Annotated in this window: 15 protein-coding genes and 1 tRNA gene; 7 read left to right on the top strand and 9 right to left on the bottom strand. The window is 63.3% G+C overall.

Annotated features, from left to right (window positions below):
- The 5 genes from V1261_RS11280 to V1261_RS11260 form a co-directional block, all read right to left on the bottom strand.
- The coding region (locus V1261_RS11280; RefSeq protein WP_329771883.1) for an Ig-like domain-containing protein at positions 1 to 2,551 on the bottom strand (2,551 nt) is incomplete at its 3' end.
- Positions 2,552 to 2,639: 88 nt separating this feature from the next.
- Positions 2,640 to 3,569: an OmpA family protein gene (locus tag V1261_RS11275; protein ID WP_329771882.1), complete on the bottom strand. Its 930-nt coding sequence runs from the start codon at positions 3,567 to 3,569 to the stop codon at positions 2,640 to 2,642.
- Positions 3,570 to 3,933: 364 nt separating this feature from the next.
- The gene (locus tag V1261_RS11270) at positions 3,934 to 4,629 is read right to left on the bottom strand and encodes a response regulator transcription factor (RefSeq protein WP_329771881.1); all 696 of its coding nucleotides are present in this window, start codon (positions 4,627 to 4,629) and stop codon (positions 3,934 to 3,936) included.
- Positions 4,630 to 4,975: 346 nt separating this feature from the next.
- Entirely contained in the window at positions 4,976 to 6,901 is a 1,926-nt protein-coding gene (locus V1261_RS11265; protein WP_329771879.1) for a sensor histidine kinase, read from the bottom strand.
- A gap of 86 nt (positions 6,902 to 6,987) precedes the next feature.
- The gene (locus V1261_RS11260; protein WP_329771878.1) at positions 6,988 to 8,406 is read right to left on the bottom strand and encodes a helix-turn-helix domain-containing protein; all 1,419 of its coding nucleotides are present in this window, start codon (positions 8,404 to 8,406) and stop codon (positions 6,988 to 6,990) included.
- Between the two features lie 171 nt (positions 8,407 to 8,577).
- Between V1261_RS11260 and V1261_RS11255 the strand changes: the two genes are divergently transcribed.
- The 3 genes from V1261_RS11255 to mmsB all read left to right on the top strand — a co-directional run bounded on the left by V1261_RS11255 (position 8,578) and on the right by mmsB (position 12,313).
- Positions 8,578 to 10,077 (top strand): CoA-acylating methylmalonate-semialdehyde dehydrogenase, encoded by a 1,500-nt coding sequence (locus tag V1261_RS11255; RefSeq protein WP_329771877.1) that lies wholly within the window; start codon positions 8,578 to 8,580, stop codon positions 10,075 to 10,077.
- Positions 10,078 to 10,211: 134 nt separating this feature from the next.
- Entirely contained in the window at positions 10,212 to 11,372 is a 1,161-nt protein-coding gene (locus V1261_RS11250) for an acyl-CoA dehydrogenase family protein (RefSeq protein WP_329771876.1), read from the top strand.
- A 44-nt stretch (positions 11,373 to 11,416) separates the two neighbouring features.
- Entirely contained in the window at positions 11,417 to 12,313 is an 897-nt protein-coding gene (mmsB, locus tag V1261_RS11245) for a 3-hydroxyisobutyrate dehydrogenase (protein ID WP_329771874.1), read from the top strand.
- Positions 12,314 to 12,469: 156 nt separating this feature from the next.
- Here the strand turns inward: mmsB and V1261_RS11240 are convergent.
- A tRNA-Arg gene (locus V1261_RS11240) sits at positions 12,470 to 12,545 on the bottom strand.
- Positions 12,546 to 12,711: 166 nt separating this feature from the next.
- Between V1261_RS11240 and V1261_RS11235 the strand changes: the two genes are divergently transcribed.
- Entirely contained in the window at positions 12,712 to 13,311 is a 600-nt protein-coding gene (locus V1261_RS11235) for a c-type cytochrome (RefSeq protein WP_329771873.1), read from the top strand.
- 108 nt (positions 13,312 to 13,419) lie between these two features.
- Here the strand turns inward: V1261_RS11235 and V1261_RS11230 are convergent, their stop codons facing one another.
- The gene (locus tag V1261_RS11230; protein WP_329771871.1) at positions 13,420 to 13,971 is read right to left on the bottom strand and encodes a DUF2946 family protein; all 552 of its coding nucleotides are present in this window, start codon (positions 13,969 to 13,971) and stop codon (positions 13,420 to 13,422) included.
- A 129-nt stretch (positions 13,972 to 14,100) separates the two neighbouring features.
- Between V1261_RS11230 and V1261_RS11225 the strand changes: the two genes are divergently transcribed.
- Genes V1261_RS11225 through V1261_RS11215 form a run of 3 tightly spaced genes read left to right on the top strand, consistent with a single transcriptional unit; the run spans position 14,101 to position 16,310 of the window.
- Complete coding sequence (locus V1261_RS11225) at positions 14,101 to 14,715, top strand: LemA family protein (RefSeq protein ID WP_329771870.1); 615 nt, start codon at positions 14,101 to 14,103, stop codon at positions 14,713 to 14,715.
- 42 nt (positions 14,716 to 14,757) lie between these two features.
- Positions 14,758 to 15,750: a TPM domain-containing protein gene (locus tag V1261_RS11220; protein WP_329771868.1), complete on the top strand. Its 993-nt coding sequence runs from the start codon at positions 14,758 to 14,760 to the stop codon at positions 15,748 to 15,750.
- A 32-nt stretch (positions 15,751 to 15,782) separates the two neighbouring features.
- Entirely contained in the window at positions 15,783 to 16,310 is a 528-nt protein-coding gene (locus V1261_RS11215) for a TPM domain-containing protein (RefSeq protein WP_329771867.1), read from the top strand.
- Between the two features lie 205 nt (positions 16,311 to 16,515).
- Here the strand turns inward: V1261_RS11215 and V1261_RS11210 are convergent, their stop codons facing one another.
- Positions 16,516 to 16,932, bottom strand: coding sequence for a F0F1 ATP synthase subunit epsilon (locus V1261_RS11210; RefSeq protein WP_329771866.1), 417 nt, complete (start codon positions 16,930 to 16,932; stop codon positions 16,516 to 16,518).
- Positions 16,933 to 16,945: 13 nt separating this feature from the next.
- Positions 16,946 to 18,367: a F0F1 ATP synthase subunit beta gene (gene atpD / locus V1261_RS11205; RefSeq protein ID WP_329771865.1), complete on the bottom strand. Its 1,422-nt coding sequence runs from the start codon at positions 18,365 to 18,367 to the stop codon at positions 16,946 to 16,948.
- Between the last annotated feature and the right edge of the window lie 8 nt (positions 18,368 to 18,375).

The raw sequence follows: 18,375 nt of genomic DNA, 5'->3' as shown, positions 1-18,375 counted from the left end.
TCGGCACATCGTCCACGATCGTGATCGTCACGCTGCCGCTGGCCGTCTGGCCGTCCGCATCCGTCACCACCAGGCCCACCTGGGGCAGGCTCAGGCTGTTCGTGCCGTCCGCATCCGCATGCGCCACGTTGTCCTTGAGCACGTAGCTGTAGTGCACCGTGCCCGCACCTGTCGCAGCATCAAACTCGTAGTACGCCTTCAGCGTGCCTGTGCCATCGTCCTGCACCGTCACCGCTGTGGCCGCATCCGTGCCCAAGGCCACCGTACCCAGCGTCACCGAGCCCACGCCGTCCTTGCTGGTGAAGGCAATCGTGCCTGTCGTCGCTTCGCTCTTGTCGCTGTCGTTGGCTCCGTTGCCGTCTGCCATCTCGCCCGAACCGCCCGGCTCCGCACCACGCGGCGCCAGACCCTTCTCGTTGACCGTGGCCGTCACGTTGGCGGTGGCCGGCTCATTGGGCTCGCCCACCGTCGGCTTGTGGTTGCCAATATCGATCGTCAGCACCGCATTGGCCAGATCCCCGTCCGCATCCTTGATCGTGTAGGTGAACACGTCTTCCTTGCCACCAGCACTGCCCGGCGTGCGCGTGTAGCTGTAGCTGCCGTCCGCATGCAGCGTCAGCGTGCCGTACAGTCCCTGCAGCGCCACTCCCAGCGTGGCCGGCGCATCCAGGCTGGCTTCCGTGTCGCCCTTGGCCACACCCACCACCACGGCACCATCGGCACCCTGCGTATCGTTCGCCAACACCTGCCCCTGCACACTCTGCGGGCCTTCCGTCTCCACCGTGTTGGCATCATCCAGCGCCACCGGCACCGCATCCTGCACGTCAATGTCAAACTTGCCCGTCTTCGACTCGCCATCCGCATCCGTCACCGTGAAGGCAATATTCTTCAGCGTCACGATGTTCTTGTCTTGTCCATCCGGGTGCGTCACCGGCTTCAGCAACTCCACCCGGTAGCTGTAGGTGAGCTGGCCCAGCGCCGCATCGCTCACCACCGCACCCAGCAACTGAATTGTCAGCACCGGCTCGCCGGCTGCCGAGCCCGTCAGCAGCAGGCCATCAGCCGACAGCGCCCACACCACATCGTCACCCAGCGCATGCAGTTGCGCATCCAGCCCGTCGGCCGACAGCCGGATCGACTCCAGCAGATTGCCCGTGGGCACATCGCGGCCGTAGTTGACCACCAGCACGCCTTCGGCCTCGGCGCTGTCCGCCGCAGCCGCAAACAGGCGCATGCGCAGCATCGGCGCGGCCGGGCTGGGCAGACCGCCTTCGCTCACCGTCACAAAGTCCTGCGGCACGGTCCCGATCTTCGAGTCCGGCTGCAGCGTGATCTTCACCGTTGCCGTGGACTTGTCGCCATCGGCATCGATGATGGTGTAGGTGAAGCTGTCAGCGGTAGAGGTGCTGCCGGCGTTGGCCTTCGGCGTGTAGGTGAACTTGCCCGTGGCCGGGTCATAGGTCACCACCCCCTGCGCCGGCTGCGTCGTCACCGATACCGCCTGCGGCAGCACGCCATCGGCGCCGCGCACGTCATTGGCCAGGGCGTCGATTACCAACACCTGGTTTTCCTGCTGCTGCGCGGCAGCATCATCGGTGGCCGTCGGCACATCGTCCACGATCTGCACGCTCAGCGTGGCATCGGCCTTGTCACCATCGTTGTCCGTCAGCACCACCTTCAGGTCTTCGTAGACGCTGTTGTTGGCCTTTGCTGCATCCTCGGGGTGCTTCTCGCTGCCCAGCAGCGTGTATTCGTAGCTGACCTTGCCCGTCGCCTTGTCGTAGCCCGTCACCTTCAGCTGGTTGCCCAGCGGCGTGTTCACCACGGCACCGGTCAGCACGCCATCCTTGATCACCTCGACGCCGCCAATCGTCAGCGACTTGACGCCATCCTGCGACTTGATCGTGAAGTCCCCCACGCCCTTCTCTGCCGTGCTGGCCGCGTTGCTGCCCTGCGCCAGCGCAGCCTCTTCCACCGTCACATCACCGCCATTCGCCTTGGGCGTCAGGTTCGTGATCTCCGGCTTGTGGTCTACCGGCGGCGGCGTGCTGCCGCCACCGCCACCCAGCAGCGGGGCCGCCAGCAGCGGCAGCCACCACAGCGGCACCGGTGCCTCGCTGATACCCAGCACCTGACCCGCCTGCTGGCCTTCCAGCAGCATGCTCACCGCATCGCTGCCTTGCGCCGTCTCCGGAATGAAGGGGTAGACGTTGCCGTTCTCGTGCGTACCCACCAGCAGGTTGTCGCTGCCTTCGCGGTAGCCCTGCTCGCCGTTGTCCTTGTAATAGCCCTCGATGATCAGGTCCGGCTGGTCCACACTGGCACCTTCAAACGCCACGTACAGATCACTGCCCACGCGTTTGGTCGCCACGTTCTCCGGTGCAAAACCGGTGCCGTCATCGGTCAGGTGATACTTCACATCAGCCACGGCCTGGATGCGCACCGGCTGCCCCTTGGCACCGATACCTCCCTCGCCACCGGCGATCTGCAGCTCTTGTTCCGGCGTCTCGGATTGGGCCAGGATGCGAAGGGTAATGTTCTGGATGCTCATGTCTCTCTCCCCTGCCCGCGCTCCCCTGGATGTATGGGGTTGCGCAGGCGTTACTACTCAAGATGAAGAATGGATGGATGCAGGCTGCTTACTGGCCCGGAATATTTCCAGCGGTGGTGCCATACAGCACAATCTCGACGCGACGGTTCGGCTGGTCGCACTGGGTGCGCTGTGCCTTCTGGTTCGGGTAACGCGCGCGACAGTCGCTCACCACCAGCTGGCTTTCACCACGACCTTCGGCCTTGAGGTTGCGCGTGGGCAGTTGGTGCTGCTGCAGGGCCTGCTGCACTGTGGCAGCACGGCGCTCCGACAGCGTCTGGTTGTAGGCATCACTGCCTTCCGGATCGGTGTGGCCGACAATCTCGATGCGATCCACCCTGGCATCGCTGGCGGCAATGTCACGCGCCACACGCGCGATGTCCTGCTTGCCCTGCTCCAGCATGCTGCCGTAGTCGTGACGGTCAAACGGGAACAGTGCCGAGGTTTCCAGCGTGTAGGTCTTGAGCGGCACCACGCACTTGGGCTCTACCCGCGACAGCGCGTGCATCTGCTCCTTCTGGGCGTGTGCCAACTGCTGGCCGGTCTCGACATCCAGCTGCTGCAACACCGGCTTGCCGTCAGCGCCTGCCGCCACGCGGAAATAGGCCACCTCACCCGCCGCCACCTGGAACTTGGGCAGGTTCAGCCGCTTTTCCTGGTAGCGTGTACCCACGTCGCTGGGGTGCGCCACCAGCGTGTTCTGGCCCACGCACACCTTCTGCTGCTTGAACGCGCCGTCCTGCAGTGAAGTCATGTACTCGCCATTGACAAAAATATTGACCGCCTGGGTCTGCACCTCACCCGGCTCACGAATGAAGACCGCGCTGGCGATCTCCTGCGCTACCGGTGTCTCCACCTTGCCTTCTGCCAGCGGCTTGGGAAACCGGTCACCGCCTGTTGCCACACAGCCGGATAGCGCGACCGCTGCCACCATTCCGAGTACCGGAACCCAGTTGTTCACACGGCTTGCCTGCTTCATGACCATCTCCTTCAGTCGCACCACCCGGCGCCAAGCCGAACAGCATCATGGGTAATAAACGTCATTCAGGAGAGTCAGTTGCCAGCCTCTGTTCCCACACGCATCTGACGCGCAGAAAAGACATGCTCCATTCCACCTGATGACATAACGGCTATTACACATCAGATGCGTTACGCTATGTATCCCTGAAATCCAGTAATATTTCACGAATCTTGCAGCCGCAAAATGCTGCGCATCTGGACAAACCAGGATGTACGACGCCCATCAATAACGAACGATTGTTAGATAATGCGGGATCATGCAATAAATTGGGCAGCCGCACAAGGCTGCCCAGGTTATCCGGCAGATCGTTCCCGCAAGCAGTTCAGGGCACCAGGCGTATCGGCACGGTCAGACGGTAGCCTTGCCCGCGCACCGATTTCACGCACTGCTCCACGCCCATTTCTTCCTGCATCTTCTGGCGCAGGCGGGTCATCAGCACCGCCAGACGCTGGCGGGATTGCGAGACGGCATCATCATCCGGATAAAGCAGTTCACACAGGGGGGCATAGCCGAGTTCCTGCCCCGGCGTATCCACCAGCAGGCGCAGCACCCGGTATTCACTGTTGGTCAGGCTCGCGGAACGACCATTGGCATGGGTCAGCCGCAGCAGGTTCTCGCTCAGCATCAGCTGGACATCATCCCGCGGGCGTATGCGGCAGGACAAGTTGAACAGCACCGATTCCAGCTCGCCCACGTGCGTCGGCTTGGTCAGATAGACGTCAGCCCCACTGCCATAGCCCAGGGCACGGTCAGCCTGGTCGCCGCGCGCAGTCAGCATCACGATACCGATTTCCGGGAAAGCCTTGCGAATGCGACGGGCGATGCTGATGCCATCTTCCTGCGGCAGGTTCAGATCCAGCACCAGCACATCGGCAGGGGTTTCTGTCATGGCCACATCCAGCTCGCGTCCGCTGCTGACACCACGCACATGCCAGTCAGGACTGCTCAGATAATCCACCAGCTCGTCGCGCAGCAAGCGGTGATCTTCCACAACAATGATTTCCAGTACGCCAGGCATGACCCTACCATTTGAGATTGTCCGCTAGGCCGGAGCATGCATAACGCGCATTCATGCTCCGGAACGCCCCGGGGAAAACCCGTGTCACGCACCCGATACCAGCTTTCGGGCCCCACAAAATGGCAGTGCAGATATCTGGCACCCAGCCATGACGCATCAAGACTTTCATGCAAAGCCCTGCCTCGAGGTGATTGAAGCCTGATGTCAGCCTTATATCATACAATATATTATCGGAAAAGGTTATCCCCGGATATGGTGATATTTTCCTCTTTATTACATTCGCGGCGCGCTGCATGCTTGACGGATCACTCTTGATACTGTAATTGCCTCGCATCTGCCAGCCTGCTCACCCTGGCAAGGTCAGCTCGAACACGACTTCATCCAGCTCTCCCTGGTAGACGATGTCTCCGCCCATGGCCAGCGCCATATGGCGCACCCAGTACAGGCCCAACCCGGTCCCCGTGTGCTGGTGCGAGTGCTCGGCACGGTAGTACTTGGTGAACAGTCGTGATGCATCCGGCTGGTCTCCCTCGGCCACCCGGTTGCAGACCCGCAACCGGAAGCCTTCCTTCCCACCCCCCTGCGACCATGGCTGCAAATGAATGCAGACCTCGCTCTCCGGCTCGCTGTACGCCAGGGCGTTCTCCAGCAAATTGCCGATCATCAGGCGCAGCAGGTCCGGATCGGTCTGCACCGGCTGCTCCAGCCCCGACTCCAGTCGCACTCGCAAGGGTTGCGAACATTCCGCCACCAGTTGCTGCACCAGCACCTGCACATCACACGACTCCCGGCTGATCTGCCAGGCCCCGGTTTCCATCCGGTCGGTATGGCGTACCTTGTCTAGCACCATGTTCATGGCATCCACCGACTGGTGGATGCGCTGCAGCCGTCCGGTCACCAGCGGCGGCATGTCCTCCCACCCCTTGGCTACCGCCAGCGCGCCCAGCCGGATGGCCGATAGCGGTGTCTTGAGCTCGTGCAGCAGCATGCCCAGCAGGCCATCCATTTCCTCCCGGCGCGAAGTCTCCCAGTACAGCTCCTGTTGCATGCGTTCCGCCCGCATGCGCACCATCAGCGCGGAACGCAGGGCCAGATGGTCACGCCGCCATTGCACCAGAAACTGCGCAACGCCCACCAGCAGACCAATCGCCAGCTCCGGATACAGCACCGACAGGCTGACATCCGTCAGCGGCAACAAGCCGAGCCAACTCAGTTCGAGGTAGAGCACCATCATGACCTGGGCCAGGAACAGCAGGGCCAGCAACACGCGGATATAGCCATCGCCGAAGCGCACAAACCAGAGGCTGAACAGCCCCCAGAAGCCATACATGATGATCACTGCGACATGCAGCAGCCAGGCTTCGCGCGCATATCCCAGCCACACGGCCAGCAACAGCAACGGGGCCATGGCCAGGTACATCCGGTTCGGCAAGACCGTCCAGCCTGGTGCCTGATAGAGACGAAACAGCCGCAGAAAATACCACTGCATCAGGGCCATGTACCCGATGCTGGCCACGTCCTTCAGCCCCGTCGCCAGCAGGGGCTGCTGCGGAAACAGGTACTTGTCCAGCAAGCCTGCCGTCCCGGACACCACCAGCAGCATGCAGGCCATGGTGGCGGCCGCAATCAGCCACTGCCGATCCCGCGAAGAGCCCCAGTGCAGCAGGCCCAGCACGGCCAGCGTCAGCAACAGCCCGACACCAAAACTGACCAGCAGGCTGCGCTGCATGCCCTGCTGCAGACTCTTTTGCGCATGCATGACCTGCACCTTGAGCACCAGGTGCTGCACGCTCTGCACCCGGATATAGGCCCGCAGATTCGCCGGCGTGGCCCGATCCGGCAGATTCACGACGATATGCCCCTCGCTGCGTCCACGTTCGGTATACGGCACGTGCGTGCCCAGCCTCACATGCTGCCAGTCATCCACCCCGGTCCCGGGCAGGAACACCCGCACATCTTCCAGATAGGGAGGCTGCAGCGTCAGCACCAGATCGCGTGCCGCCATCGGCTCCACATCCACCCGCAGCCAGATCACCGCACTGGTATGCCCCAGCGCCAGCACCTGCGGCATCGGCCGGAACGGCAATTGCTCCACCTGCCCCAGCGTCAGGTTGCCATCCGGATCCATCAGATAACCGCGACTGGAAATATGGTCCGGCAAACCGTCATCGGCCTGCAGTGACAAGGGCAGGAAAACGGCCACACAGGCCAGCAGACAGGTCAGCAGCCAGCGCTCCCAACCTGTTCTTGTCGCCTTGCACCCCTGCTGCATGCCCACCTCCCGTCCAAGCCCAAATGCCTGCTGACGCCATGCGCCCGCAGATCCCGGTTACATTGTGCTACACCCAGCGCCGGTCGTCACAAGCGGTACGACACCAGCGATTCACTGAAGTCGTTGTTGTGCAGCGGCTTGCCTGCTGGCGGAAAGGCGCGCTGCATGCAGTCGGTACGCGGACAGACGCGGCAACCCGGCCCGATCGGCGTGATCTCGCGCGGCTGCTGCAAATCCCAGCCGTCGGCATAGACCAGCTCATGCGCCTGCGACAGTTCGCAGCCGATGCCAAAGGCAAAGCGCTTGCGCGGCGCATGGAAGCTGCCACCGCCGCGCTGCACGCTGCGCGCAATACCAAAGTAGCGCGTGCCATCCGGCATTTCCGCCACCTGCGTCAGAATGCGTCCCGGCTGCACAAAGGCCTCGAACACATGCCACAGCGGACAGGTGCCGCCATGGCGCGCAAAATGCAGCGAGTTGGCACTCTGTCGCTTGGACACGTTGCCGGCCTGATCGACCCGGATCAGGTAGATCGGTACGCCGCGCGCACCACTGCGCTGCAGCGTGCTGAGCCGGTGGCAGATGCTTTCGAAACTCACGGCAAAGCGCCGCTGCAATGATTCCACGTCGTAGCGCGAGGCACGCGCCGCCTCCAGGAACGGCGTATACGGCAACAGCATGGCACCGGCAAAATAATGCGCCAGCCCCTGCCGCGCCAGCGTCAGCGTCTGTGCATCGCGCAACGCCGGATCCTCGATACAGGCCTGCTGCAACACATCGCCGTAAGCCAGGAACACCAGCTGCGTCGCCATCTGGAATGCCTGCTGCGCATCGCTGAGCGCCGGGTTCAGCTCCAGCCGCTTGCGCCGCGCATCGTAGCGGCGCAGCTCGTGCGAGCCCTGTTCGCTCGCCACCACCTCCACGCCATGCGCCTCCTTCAGGCGCGCGCGCAACACCAGCGCGCGCCGTCCCGGCTCCACGCCCCACTCCTGCGCCAGCTGTTCGGCCAGCCGATCCAGCCCGTCAAAATAGTTATCGTTGCGGTTGAAGAACTCGCGTGCCGCCTCGTGCGGAAACGGCGCCGTCGGCATCTGGCGCGAATCGCCATAAAAGCGCTCCACCAGCTGCTGCAGTTCATCCTGCAGGTGCAGCTGCTCCTGGTACAAGCGCACCAGCACCTCGGCCATGACCGGCACCGTGTGCACCATGCGGTCCAGGTCGGCCGGCGTCACGTGCTGCTCGCCGGCCAACCGCTGGTCGCGGAAGATGCTATCCAGCTCGCCCAGCAGACGCCGGCTGCGGTCTTCCGAGAAATCGCTCAGGTCCACCTGGAATACCTGCGCCAGCTTCAGCAGCACCGAGGCCGTCACCGGCCGCTGGTTGTTCTCCAGCTGGCAGATATAGCTGAACGACAACCCGAGCCGCTCGGCAAACGCCGTCTGCGACATCTGGTTCTTTTCACGCAGCCGGCGCAAGGCCGGCCCCATCAGCAGCTTGCGGCTCATGCAGGCACTCCGGTTCTTTCACAACATTTACAAGACCGGACCATTATCTGTGAAAGCCAACACAAGAACACACGAACTCTCCATAACTTGGTAGAAACCCGCAAAAGGATTGTGAAAGCTGTAAATACCATTCCTGTAAATTCTTTTTCCCCAGAGTCGAGGAGACACCCCATGAGCATCCCCCAGGTTCCGCTGCTGATCAACGGCGAATTTGTCCAGTCCAAGACCACCGAGTGGCGCGACGTTGTCAACCCTGCCACGCAGGAAGTCATCGCTCGCGTGCCGATGGCTACCCAGGAAGAACTGGATGCCGCAGTAGCTGCCGCCAAGGAAGCCTTCAAGACCTGGCGCTACACCCCCATCGGCACCCGCGCCCGCATCTTCCTGAAGTACCAGCAGCTGATCCGCGAAAACATCAAGGAAGTCGCCGCCATCCTGACGCGTGAACAGGGCAAGACCCTGCCCGACGCCGAAGGCGACGTGTTCCGCGGCCTGGAAGTGGTCGAGCACGCTGCCAACATCGGCACGCTGCAGATGGGCGAATTCGCCAACAACGTGGCCGGCGGTGTCGACACCTACACCATCCTGCAGCCGCTGGGCGTCTGCGCCGGCATCACGCCGTTCAACTTCCCGGCCATGATCCCGCTGTGGATGTTCCCCATGGCCATCGCCACCGGCAACACCTTCGTGCTGAAGCCCTCCGAGCAGGACCCGATGTCCACCATCCGTCTGGTCGAGCTGGCCATCGAAGCCGGCATCCCGGCTGGCGTGCTGAACGTGGTGCACGGCGGCGTTGACGTCGTCAACGGCATCTGCGACCACAAGGACATCAAGGCGATCAGCTTCGTCGGTTCCACCGGCGTCGGCACCCACGTCTACAACCGCGCCAGCCTGGCCGGCAAGCGTGTGCAGTGCATGATGGGCGCCAAGAACCACGCCATCGTGCTGCCCGACTGCAACAAGGAGCAGACCCTGAACGCCCTGGCCGGTGCCTCCTTCGGTGCCGCTGGCCAGCGTTGCATGGCGCTGCCGGTCGTGATCCTGGTCGGCGAAGCCCGCAACTGGGTGAACGAGATCGCCGAGCGCGCCAAGGGCCTGAAGGTCGGCAACGGTGCCACCCCCGGCGTGGACGTCGGCCCGCTGGTCAACAAGAGCGCCCGTGCCCGCGTCGACAACCTGATCGCCTCCGGCGTGGAACAGGGTGCCACCCTGGTGCTGGACGGCCGCAACCCGCAGCTGGACGGCGCGGAAGCCAACGGCAACTTCGTCGGCCCGACCCTGTTCAAGGACGTCACCGTCGACATGGACATCTACAAGCAGGAAATCTTCGGCCCGGTGATGTGCGTAATGGGTGCCGAAACCCTGGAAGACGCGATCCAGATCATCAACGACAACCCGAACGGCAACGGTACCGCCCTGTTCACCCAGAGCGGCGCTGCAGCGCACAAGTTCCAGGAAGAGATCGACGTCGGTCAGGTCGGCATCAACGTGCCGATTCCCGTGCCGGTCCCGCTGTTCTCCTTCACCGGTTCGCGCGCATCCAAGCTGGGCGACCTGGGCCCCTACGGCAAGCAGGTCATCACGTTCTACACGCAGACCAAGACCATCACCAAGCGCTGGTTCGACGAAGCCAACGCCGGTGGCGTGCACACCACCATCAGCCTGAAGTAAAAGGCAGGAGCAGGCCCTCGCGGCCTGTTATTCCCCCGGTGATCCGGTTCCCCGTAACTGGCTCCACCGGGGTTTTCGCCGGCTGCCACCACACCCACAAGCCGCCGCCGGCGTCCGCCCAGGAGACAGTCCCCATGTATTTCGATCTGACCGACGACCAGCAGCAATTCGTGGCTGCCGCCCGCGACTTTGCCGCCGGCGAACTGGCCCCCCACGCCGCGCAGTGGGATGCCGAACACACCTTCCCGCGCCAGGCCATCGCTACCGCCGGTGCACTCGGCTTCTGCGGCCTGTACGCCTCCGAAACATACGGCGGCCTCGGCCTGGCCCGTCTCGATGCCACCCTGGTGTTCGAGGAACTGGCTGCAGTCGATCCCTCCACCACCGCCTTCATCACCATCCACAACATGGCCACGTGGATGATCACCAGCTGGGCCAAGCCGGAAATCGCCGAGCAGTACGCTCCCGCGCTGACCGCCGGTGAACAGCTCGCCAGCTACTGCCTGACCGAACCCGGCGCCGGCAGCGATGCCGCCAGCCTGCGCACCACCGCCGTGCTGCAGGGCGACGAATACGTCATCAATGGCGAAAAGATGTTCATCTCCGGCGCTGGCAGCACCGATGTGCTGGTGCTGATGGCCCGCACCGGCGGCCCCGGTGCCGATGGCATCTCCGCCTTTCTGGTACCGGCCAACCTGCCCGGCATCCAGTACGGCAAGAACGAGGAAAAGCTCGGCTGGCTCAGCCAGCCCACGCGAGCCATCAGCTTCAGCGATGTGCGCATCCCGGCCAGCCACCTGCTCGGCCAGGAAGGCGAAGGCTTCAAGATCGCCATGAAGGGCCTGGATGGCGGCCGCATCAACATCGCCACCTGCTCCGTCGGCGGTGCCCAGGGCGCGCTCAATGCCGCCGCCCAGTACATGCAGGAACGCCAGCAGTTCGGCAAGCCGCTGGCTGCCTTCCAGGCGCTGCAGTTCAAGCTGGCCGATATGCAGACCGAACTGATCGCCGCGCGCCAGATGGTGCGTCTGGCCGCCTACAAGCTCGATACCCGCAGCAGCGATGCCAGCACCTACTGTGCCATGGCCAAGCGCTTTGCCACCGACGCCTGCTTCCAGGTCGTCAACGAGGCGCTGCAACTGCACGGCGGCTACGGCTACCTGCGCGAATTCCCGCTCGAGCGCCTGCTGCGCGACCTGCGCGTGCACCAGATCCTCGAAGGCACCAACGAAATCATGCGCGTCATCGTGGCGCGCCGCCTGCTCAGCGACCGTGGCCTCGACAGCCTGCGCTAAGCCCCCGATTTGACTTCATTGACAGACACACCCAGGAGACATTCATGAACATCGCATTCATCGGTATCGGCAACATGGGCGGCCCCATGGCCATCAACCTGCAGAAAGCCGGCCACACGGTCAAGGCATTTGACCTGTCCCAGGCCGCCTGCGACACGGTCAAGGCCGAAGGCGTCAGCATCGGCACCAGCGCCATCGACGCTGCCAGCACGGCCGACGTCGTCGTCAGCATGCTGCCCGCCAGCGCCCATGTCGAGGCCCTGTACCTCGGCAAGGACGGCCACCCCGGCCTGCTCGACATCCTGCCAGCCGGTGCGCTGATCATCGATTGCAGCACGATTGCAGCCGCCAGCGCCCAGAAAGTCGGCACTGCCGCCCAGGCCAAAGGCTACGACTTCATCGATGCCCCGGTCTCCGGCGGTACCGCCGGTGCCGCTGCCGGCACGCTGACCTTCATGGTCGGCGGCCCGGATCAGGCGCTCGAACGCGCCCGCCCGCTGCTGGAAAAAATGGGCGCCAACATCTTCCACGCTGGCGCCATCGGTGCCGGCCAGACCGCCAAGATCTGCAACAACATGCTGCTCGGCATCCTGATGGTCGGCACCAGCGAGGCCATGGCCCTGGGCCTGGCCAACGGCCTCGATCCGAAGGCGCTGGCCGAGATCATGCGCCGCAGTTCCGGCGGCAACTGGGCGCTCGAGAAATACAACCCGGTGCCGGGCGTGATGGACGGCACCCCGGCCGGCCGCGGCTACACTGGCGGCTTCGGCACCGACCTGATGCTGAAGGATCTGGGCCTGGCCCAGGAAAACGCCATGCACGTGCGCGCCAGCACGCCGCTGGGCGCCATGGCACGCAGCCTGTACGCAGCCCACAGCCTGTCCGGCAAGGGCGGCATGGACTTCTCCAGCATCATCCAGATGCTGCAAAAGGCCGACTAAGCCCGCGCAGGTTCCACACTGCGTGGCTGACACAAGGCTCCCGACCAGCTGGCGGGAGCCTTTTCCATCTTCGATGGGCGAGCCTGCAGGCACAAAAAAACCCACCCCGGCACTCCGGAATGGGTCTGGGCCTGTCAGGGGCAGGCATGGCTGGATTGGCGCGACTGGCGGGGATCGAACCCACGACCCTCGGCTTCGGAGGCCGATACTCTATCCACTGAGCTACAGTCGCCCCTGATGAACATGGTCTTGTTGACTTCCGTGCAACATCAAATGTGGCCAGATCAACAGGTTTACCATGCGCAACGGGCAATTGTAGGTGTTTTTTGCAAAAGCGTTGACTATAATTGCCTGTCACGATTCGTTTCGTTTTTTATCAGAACATCCAAGAGGACGTCATGAGCCAGATCGCACCAGATTCGTACGCCGCTTCCGAGGCGACCAAGAACCGTCAACTCGGCGTGGTCACTGCCATCACCTTTGGCGCCCTGCTGCTGCTGCTGGCCGTAGCCGTGTACTTCTCCACCTACGCCAAGCCTTCCTTCAACCCCAACAGCCCACAAGCCCAGGTTGCCGCTGCCCAGCGCATCCAGAAAGTCGGCTCGGTTGAACTCAAGCTGGCCCCGGCTGCCCGCGCCGTTCCCATGACCGGCGAAGAAGCCTACAAGTCCATCTGCATGTCCTGCCATGATGCAGGCGTAGCCGGCGCTCCCAAGCTGGGCGATAACGGCGCCTGGGGTCCGCGTATCGGCCAGGGTGTCGACACCCTGTTCAAGCACGCCATCGAAGGCTTCACCGGTACCCATGGCGTCATGCCGGCCAAGGGCGGCAACCCGGACCTGAGCGATGACGAAGTCAAGCGCGCCGTGGTCTACCTGGCCAACCACAGCGGTGGCAGCTTCGCCGAGCCGGCCGTAGCCGCTGCCAGCGGTGCTGCTGATGGCGCTTCCGGTGCCGCCTCTGCAGCCGCTGCCCCGGCCTCTGCTGCCTCCAACTGATCTTCCGGTCAGGCCCTGCGCCCACGCAAGGCCCGCCTGATCAACGAGCCGCTCTCCGGAGCGGCTTTTTCGTGCCTGAAAGTCGCTGACTGACAAGCCCAGGCTGCTTCAGATGCCGCTGGCCTGCGGGCTCGGCACGTAAGCGTACAGGCGCGGCAGTTCCGCCGCCTCCACCTCACGCAAGGGCCAGCAGCCCGCTTCCAGCGCATCCGCTGCCAGCGTCATGTCCTGCGTATGCACCAGGCCCAGGCCGGCATCGGTCACCAGATACAGATGCCCATCGGCATCATGCAAGGCCTCGCTGACCTGCACCCGTCGGCCAGCATGCGTCCAGACCTGCCAGCCAGCCGCCTCCGGCTTCAGCCGCAGGATCCATGGCGTGCGTTCCAGCTCCACGAAGACGCGCTGTGGGCCGTTCTGGAAATACCAGCGCCCCTGCGCATCCGGTTCGTAGTTGCGCTCGATGAATTCGCGCAGCTTCTCCATCTGCACCCGGCTGCCCCGGCTCGCAGCGCTACTGCCCGGCCCGGCAAACGGTCCGGCCGCCTGCGCGGCCTCATCGCGCAGATACCAGTCACCACGCGCCCCCAGACCCAGCCAGCCGGCACACGCCGGTACATTCGGCCATTTGGCCATGGCCTGCTTGACGATATCGTCCATCCCGCCTCCTCCTGCAATTCTTTCCTATTGCCGTTTTCCTGCGTATTACGTCACGTAGTCTGACACGGCAAGCCGCCAGTTCTGCGTTATGCTTCGCCCATCATCCCCACTTTCCGCATGGAGAATCCTATGAAACGCTGGTTTCTGGTCCTGATGACCGTTCTTGGCCTGTTCAGCCTGTCCGGCTGTGGCTACAACCAATTCCAGTCCCTGGACGAAAAAGTCAAATCGTCCTGGAGCGAAGTGCTGAACCAGTACCAGCGTCGCGCCGACCTGGTGCCGAACATTGTCGCTACCGTCAAGGGCGAGGCCAACTTCGAGCAGGAAACGCTGACCCGCGTGATTGAGGCGCGCTCCCGTGCCACCTCGATCCAGGCCACGCCCGAGCTGATCAATGACCCGGAAGCCTTCAACAAGTTCCAGCAGGCCCAGGGCCAGCTGACCAGCGCGCTGTCGCGCCTGATGGTGGTGGCCGAGCAGTATCCGCAGCTCAAGGCCAACCAGGCTTTCCGTGACCTGCGCGTCACCCTGGAAGGTACGGAAAACCGCATCACCGTGGCCCGTAACGACTACATCCAGTCGGTACAGGAATACAACGTGCTGGCGCGCCAGTTCCCGACCAATCTGACCGCCATGATCTTCGGCTACAAGCCCAAGCCCAACTTCACCGTGACCAACGAGGCGGAAATCTCCCAGCCGCCGACGGTGGATTTCAACACCCAGCCGCAACCCCAGCGCCAGTAATCCTGCCTGAGTCCAACTGCCATGCCCGCAACTGCCATCTCCATGCCTGACACTCGCCGACTTCCGGCCGTACGTCAATGGCTGCTGATGCTGTTGCTGGCCTTGGTGGTGCTGCTGCCCAGCGCCTGGGCGCAACAGCTGCAGCCGATTCCGGCGCTCACCGCACGTGTCACTGACACCAGCGGCACCCTGTCCGCGGCCGACAAGGCATCACTCGAAGCCCGTCTGGCCGCCTTTGAACAGGACAAGGGCAGCCAGATCGTCATCCTGATGGTGCCTACCACCCAGCCGGAAGATATCGCTGCCTATGCGCTGCGCGTCGCCCGCGACTGGAAGGTGGGCCGTCGCGATGTCGGAGACGGCCTGCTGATCCTGGTCGCCAAGGATGACCGTCGCATGCGCATCGAGGTCTCGCGCGCGCTCGAAGGTGCCGTGCCGGATATCGCCGCGGCCGGCATCATCGATCAGGCCATGAAGCCGCGCTTTGCTGCCGGCGACTTTGCCGGTGGCCTCTCGGCTGCGGTGGAGCAGGTCATCGCACGCGTCAACGGTGAAGCCCTGCCCGCGCCCAACCCGCGTGGTCAGGCCGCACCCGACATGATCGACAACAGCATTGGCTGGATCGAGGCCCTGGTCATCGTCACCATGGTCGCCATGATTGGTGGTGCCCTGCTCAAGTCCATCCTCGGCCGTCCGCTTGGCTCCCTGGCCACTGGCGCTGCCACCGGTGGCATCATGTTCGCCATGACGGGCACGCTGGTCGCTGCCGGCATCGCCGGGCTGGTCGGCCTGCTGATTGCCTTGTTTGGCGGCAACGGCGGTGGTGGCAGGGGCGGTGGCGGTGGTGGCGGCTCCGGCCCGTCTGAAGCCCTGCGTCGCAGCAATGCGCGGCGGCGTGGCCCGGTCATCCTGCCCATGCCTGGTCCTGGCTGGGGCGGTGGCGGCGGCTTTGGAGGAGGTGGCGGTTTCGGCGGCGGCTTTGGCTCCGGTGGCGGCGGCAGTTTTGGAGGCGGTGGAGCTTCCGGAGGCTGGTAATCATGCCCATAAGCAATCCTTTTCGCAAACCCTTGGCTGCTGTCCAGGACAGCCCTGTCGCCGACAGCGCCACTGATCCGGCCGCCCTGGAACTGCTGACCGCATCGGCACTGCAGCAGCTGACCGATCACATCACGCAAAGCGAGACCCGCCACACTGGCGATATCCGCATCTGCATCGAGCACACCCTGCCCGAGAGCTACCAGCAGCGCCAGGCCACGCCACGTGAGCGTGCCGTCATGCAATTTGCCAAGCTGCGCGTCTGGGACACCGAGCACAACAACGGCATACTGATCTACATCCTGCTGGATCTGCATGCGATCGAAATCGTTGCCGACCGTGGCTACAACCACTGCGTGCCACAGAACGTCTGGCAGGAGCTCACAGACAGCCTGCGCAGCCGCTTCCAGCAACATGACTATCTAGAGGGCCTGACCCACGTGCTGGATCGCATTACCGACCTCATGGCCCAGTGCTATCCCGCCGATGCCAACCATGTCCGGGTAGAAAACCTGCCGAATGCCCCGGTGATCCTGGATTCCAGACCGCACCAACACTGATCAACGCGCTTCACCCAACCCTGACAGAGCCGTGCCACTGCACGGCTTTATTCATGCCTATGTTCGTCCTAACCCGTCGACTGTTGTCCTGCACATGAAAATCAAGGCGAGCAGCTGTCTGATGTGCCCATGAAAAAATCCCCTGCAGTTGCCTGTCAGGGGATTTCTTCTCACTCCGGTCACCCAGAGTGGTGGTGCTGTCGCATCAGCGCTTTTCGCGATACTTGCGCAGCGCAGCCAGCTGAGCCGCCATGATGGCCAACTCGGACTGAGCCAGGGCCACGTCGAACTCGGTCTTGGCGCTCTTCAGGGCTTCTTCAGCTTCCTTCTTGGCCGCAAGAGCCTTGCTCTCGTCCAGGTCCTTGCCGCGGATAGCGGTGTCGGACAGAACGGTGACCACGTTGGGTTGCACTTCGAGGATGCCACCCGCCACGAAGATCAGCAGCTCTTCGCCTTTCTCGTCCTGGATGCGCACGGTGCCGGGCTTGATGCGGGTGATCAGCGGCGTGTGACGGGGATAAATCCCCAGCTCACCGCTCTCACCCGGCAGGGCCACGAAGCGTGCGCGACCGGAATAGATAGACTCTTCCGCGCTGACCACATTCACTTGCAGGGTGTTCATACGCTACCCCTTATCAACCAGCGGCCAGCTTCTTGGCTTTTTCGATGGCTTCGTCGATGGTACCGACCATGTAGAAGGCCTGCTCCGGCATGTGGTCGCATTCGCCGTCCACGATCATCTTGAAACCACGGATGGTTTCGGACAGCGGCACGTACTTGCCCGGAGAACCCGTGAACACTTCGGCCACGTGAAATGGCTGGGACAGGAAACGCTGGATCTTGCGCGCACGAGCCACGCTCAGCTTGTCTTCCGGAGCCAGTTCGTCCATACCCAGAATCGCGATAATGTCACGCAGTTCCTTGTAGCGCTGCAGGGTACCCTGCACGGCACGGGCTACCTTGTAGTGCTCTTCGCCGACGACCATCGGGTCCAGCTGACGGCTGGTGGAGTCCAGCGGGTCAACCGCCGGGTAGATACCCAGGGCAGCAATGTCACGGCTCAGCACCACGGTGGAGTCCAGGTGGGCGAAAGTCGTGGCAGGAGACGGGTCGGTCAAGTCGTCCGCCGGAACGTACACGGCCTGGATGGAGGTAATGGAACCCACCTTGGTCGAGGTAATACGCTCTTGCAGGCGGCCCATTTCCTCGGCCAGCGTCGGCTGGTAGCCCACGGCGGAAGGCATACGGCCCAGCAGTGCGGACACTTCGGTACCGGCCAGCGTGTAGCGGTAGATGTTGTCCACGAAGAACAGCACGTCACGGCCTTCGTCACGGAAGGACTCGGCCATGGTCAGGCCGGTCAGGGCCACGCGCAGACGGTTGCCCGGCGGCTCGTTCATCTGGCCGTACACCATGGCTACCTTGGACTCACCCAGGTTCTCCAGGTTCACGACGCCGGAATCAGCCATCTCGTGGTAGAAGTCGTTACCTTCACGGGTACGCTCACCCACGCCGGCAAACACGGACAGACCGCTGTGTGCCTTGGCGATGTTGTTGATCAGCTCCATCATGTTCACGGTCTTGCCAACACCGGCACCACCGAACAGACCCACCTTGCCGCCCTTGGCAAACGGACACACCAGGTCAATCACCTTGATGCCGGTTTCCAGCAGTTCCTGCGAGGGGCTCAGCTCGTCGTACTCGGGAGCCTTGCGGTGGATGGAAGCGGTTTGCGTCTGGTCAACGGGACCGCGCTCGTCGATCGGCTGACCCAGCACGTCCATGATGCGGCCCAGGGTAGCGGGACCCACCGGCACGGTGATCGGGGCATTGGTGTTATACACCTCCATGCCGCGACGCAGGCCGTCGGAAGAACCCAGGGCAATGGTACGCACCACGCCGTCACCCAGCTGCTGTTGCACTTCCAGGGTCAGGGCAGAGCCTTCCATCTTCAGGGCGTCATAGACCTTCGGCATCTTGTCGCGCGGGAATTCGACGTCAACGACGGCGCCGATACACTGCACGATCTTGCCTTGTACTTGATTTTCTTGAGCCATTTTTTGCT

Origin of the sequence: Brachymonas sp. J145 (assembly GCF_036312245.1) — a bacterium.
In the GTDB taxonomy this organism is placed as follows: Bacteria; Pseudomonadota; Gammaproteobacteria; order Burkholderiales; family Burkholderiaceae_C; genus Brachymonas; species Brachymonas wangyanguii.
This window is presented reverse-complemented; position numbering and strand designations above follow the sequence as displayed.